The sequence below is a fragment of the Streptomyces sp. SID11385 genome (assembly GCF_010548245.1).
Taxonomy (GTDB): Bacteria; Actinomycetota; Actinomycetes; order Streptomycetales; family Streptomycetaceae; genus Streptomyces.
Genome location: NZ_JAAGLR010000765.1, coordinates 1 through 2,403, shown reverse-complemented (window position 1 = coordinate 2,403; position 2,403 = coordinate 1). Strand labels below are relative to the sequence as shown.

3 protein-coding genes and 1 pseudogene are annotated in these 2,403 nt (G+C 75.6%); 2 read left to right on the top strand and 2 right to left on the bottom strand.

Going from position 1 to position 2,403, the window contains the following annotated elements; all coding sequences use genetic code 11:
• Both G3I42_RS23680 and G3I42_RS23675 read left to right on the top strand, forming a co-directional pair.
• Window positions 1–504, top strand: a pseudogene (locus tag G3I42_RS23680) (cobalamin-binding protein); the annotation flags it as partial.
• The gene (locus G3I42_RS23675) at window positions 501–839 is read left to right on the top strand and encodes an STAS domain-containing protein (protein WP_164289081.1); all 339 of its coding nucleotides are present in this window, start codon (window positions 501–503) and stop codon (window positions 837–839) included. The pseudogene G3I42_RS23680 and the gene G3I42_RS23675, both read left to right, overlap by 4 nt.
• 22 nt (window positions 840–861) lie before the next feature.
• Here G3I42_RS23675 and G3I42_RS23670 read toward each other — a convergent pair whose 3' ends face one another.
• Window positions 862–1,485, bottom strand: a complete 624-nt coding sequence (locus tag G3I42_RS23670) for an HdeD family acid-resistance protein (protein ID WP_164289079.1) — start codon at window positions 1,483–1,485, stop codon at window positions 862–864.
• 96 nt (window positions 1,486–1,581) lie between these two features.
• On the bottom strand, window positions 1,582–2,403 hold an 822-nt coding region (locus G3I42_RS23665; protein WP_164289077.1), incomplete at its 5' end, for a CU044_5270 family protein.

Genomic DNA, 2,403 nt, shown 5'->3' with positions numbered 1-2,403 from the left:
CTGCCGCCCCCGCCGCGCGACCACGTCACGAGCGCCGACCTGCCGCACCTCGCGGACCAGGAGTACACCTTCGTGACGCGCTCGCGTCAGGAGCTGGTCCGGGCCGTCTTCGACGGGCTGCTCGACCGCTACCCGCCGATGCGCGCGTACACCGCGCTCCAGCGCGAGCACACGGCCGAGGACCTCGACCACGTCGTGGTGCATCTCGCGACGGCGCTGTACGTGGACGACGCGGACCTCTTCACGGGCTTCCTGACCTGGACCGCCTCGATCCTCGCGGCGCGCGGCGTCCCCGCCGCCTCGCTGCTCCCCGCCCTCGCGGTCCTCGCGGAGCGCCTGCACGACTTCCCCCGCGCGCTCGGCCTGCTGGCAGCGGGCACGGAGGCGGTACGGGGCGCGGAGACGGTACGGGCCGCGGAGGCGGTACGGGCCGCGGAGGCGGTACGGGGCGCGGGCGGGGCCGGTGCCGAGTCGTCCCCTGCCGCCGGGGAGGGCCCCCGATGACCGCTCCTCCGCCCGGCGGCCTCCGCATCGAGCACCGGGCCGCCGCCCCCGGCCGCCTCGTCATCGCGCTCGTCGGCGACCTCGACTACGACACGGCGGAGCAGCTCGGCGAGGACGTCGTGACCGCCCTGGACACGCCCGGTCTCACCGCGCTCGCGCTCGACTGCGCCGCGCTGGAGGGCTGCGACTCGATGGGCCTCGCCGTCCTCCTCCAGGTCCGCAGACACACCGACAGGGCCGGGGTGCGACTGACCCTGGAGAGGCCGCCTGACTCGTTGCGGCGGCTCCTCGGGCTCACCGGCACGAGCGCGCACTTCGGCGTCGAGCCGATGTGAGAGCGCCGCCCGGCCGGGTTGGTCAGTCGAGGTGGAGGCGGTGGCGCAGGCGCAGTGCCGTGACGATCTCGGTGAGGCCGACCGCCAGCAGCCAGAGCCCCGCCACGAGGATGAGGGCCCACGCCGAGGCGAAGGGCGAGACGACGAGGACGATCCCGGCGAGGGCGGCGAGCACACCGAGCAGGAGTTGCCAGCCGCGCGCCGGGCTCGCGGGCTCGGCGAGCGCGGCGACCACCTGGGTGAGGCCCCGGAAGAGCCAGCCGATGCCGATCCACAGTGCGAGCAGCAGCACGGACTGCGTGGCGCCCCGGAAGCAGAAGAGCCCGAGCAGCACGGAGAGCGCCCCGCTCACGAAGCCGAGCACGCGCATCCCGGCGTCGGTGTGCGTCCCCGTCGCCGCCACCAGCTGCACCACCCCGCTCACCACCAGGTACACCCCGAAGAGCACCCCCGCGACCCGCAACGAGGACCCCGGCCACACCAGGACGAGCACCCCCAGCACGATGGAGGCGAGCCCCGCGAGCAGGACCACCCACCAGGCGGCCCGCGCGAGCCTGCGCAGGGGATCGGGCAACTCGTCCCGCCCGGGCCCCGGCCGGGGCGGCGGCATGGCACCGGGGTAGGACGGCTGCTCGGCATGGCTCATGCCCCCACTGTGGGCACGGGTGGAAGGGGTGCGCCACCGGAGGAGGGACGCAGGGACACGCGCCCCCGTCCTCGCGTCCCCGCCCCGCCCCCGCACTCAGCTCTCCTCCGCGCCCCCGTCCCCCGTCACGTCCGTCACCTCCGACGGCCGCACCCCCGCCTTGTCGGCCACGCCCAGCGCCAGGACCGCCGTGCTCGCGAGCAGCGTGCCTTTCCTGCCGAGCGACCTGTCCTCGGTCAGGTACGTGCGGGAGCCGAGGAAGCGGAGGTCCTTGTCGAAGACCCACTCCGAGCGCTCCGCGTACTTCTTGTCCTCGCGGGCGATGCCGATCCCCGTACGGCCCTTGCCGTCGTGCGCGTCCGGGGCCGTGACGACGCCGGGGATGCGGGCGGCGGCGCGGTAGAGGGCGGCGGCGGTCCTCGGCGGGAGGAGCCCGGCGGCGAGGTCGCCGATGCGCTCGAAGACGGCCTGGTCCCGCGACTGCCCGTCCTGCTCCGGAGTCTTGGCGTAGAGGTAGGTCAGGAGGGCGTCGGGATCGGTGGGCAGCGCGGCGAGCCACCGGTAGGTGGGCCGGTCGATGCCCACGGGGGTGCCGCCCTCGTCGCCGAGGGAGGCGTTGATCCAGGAGGTCCCGCCGTTCTCGCGGACGAGGGCGATGTGCCGCACGCGGCCGGGGTCCTGCGTGGACCAGGTCTCGCGCACGACCGGCGGGCCCATCACGGCCTTGCCGCTCGTCTCGTCCGCGCCCCGGTCCTCGCTCTTCACGTACACGAACTGGTCGTCGCGCACGCTCAGGGCCCGGCCGCCGAGCGCCGCGTCCGAGATGCGGCCGAGCAGGGCGCTCGCCTGCCGCGCGTGGGCGCTGCCGCCCGCCTGGCTCGTCCTCGTGGCGCCGCCGTCGTCCTGGCCGCCCCGCGT

Excerpts from the sequence above, each read along its gene's own strand:
- G3I42_RS23670 (WP_164289079.1), bottom strand. The coding sequence starts at position 1,485 with ATGAGCCATGCCGAGCAGCCGTCCTACCCCGGTGCCATGCCGCCGCCC.
- G3I42_RS23675 (WP_164289081.1), top strand. The coding sequence starts at position 501 with ATGACCGCTCCTCCGCCCGGCGGCCTCCGCATCGAGCACCGGGCCGCC.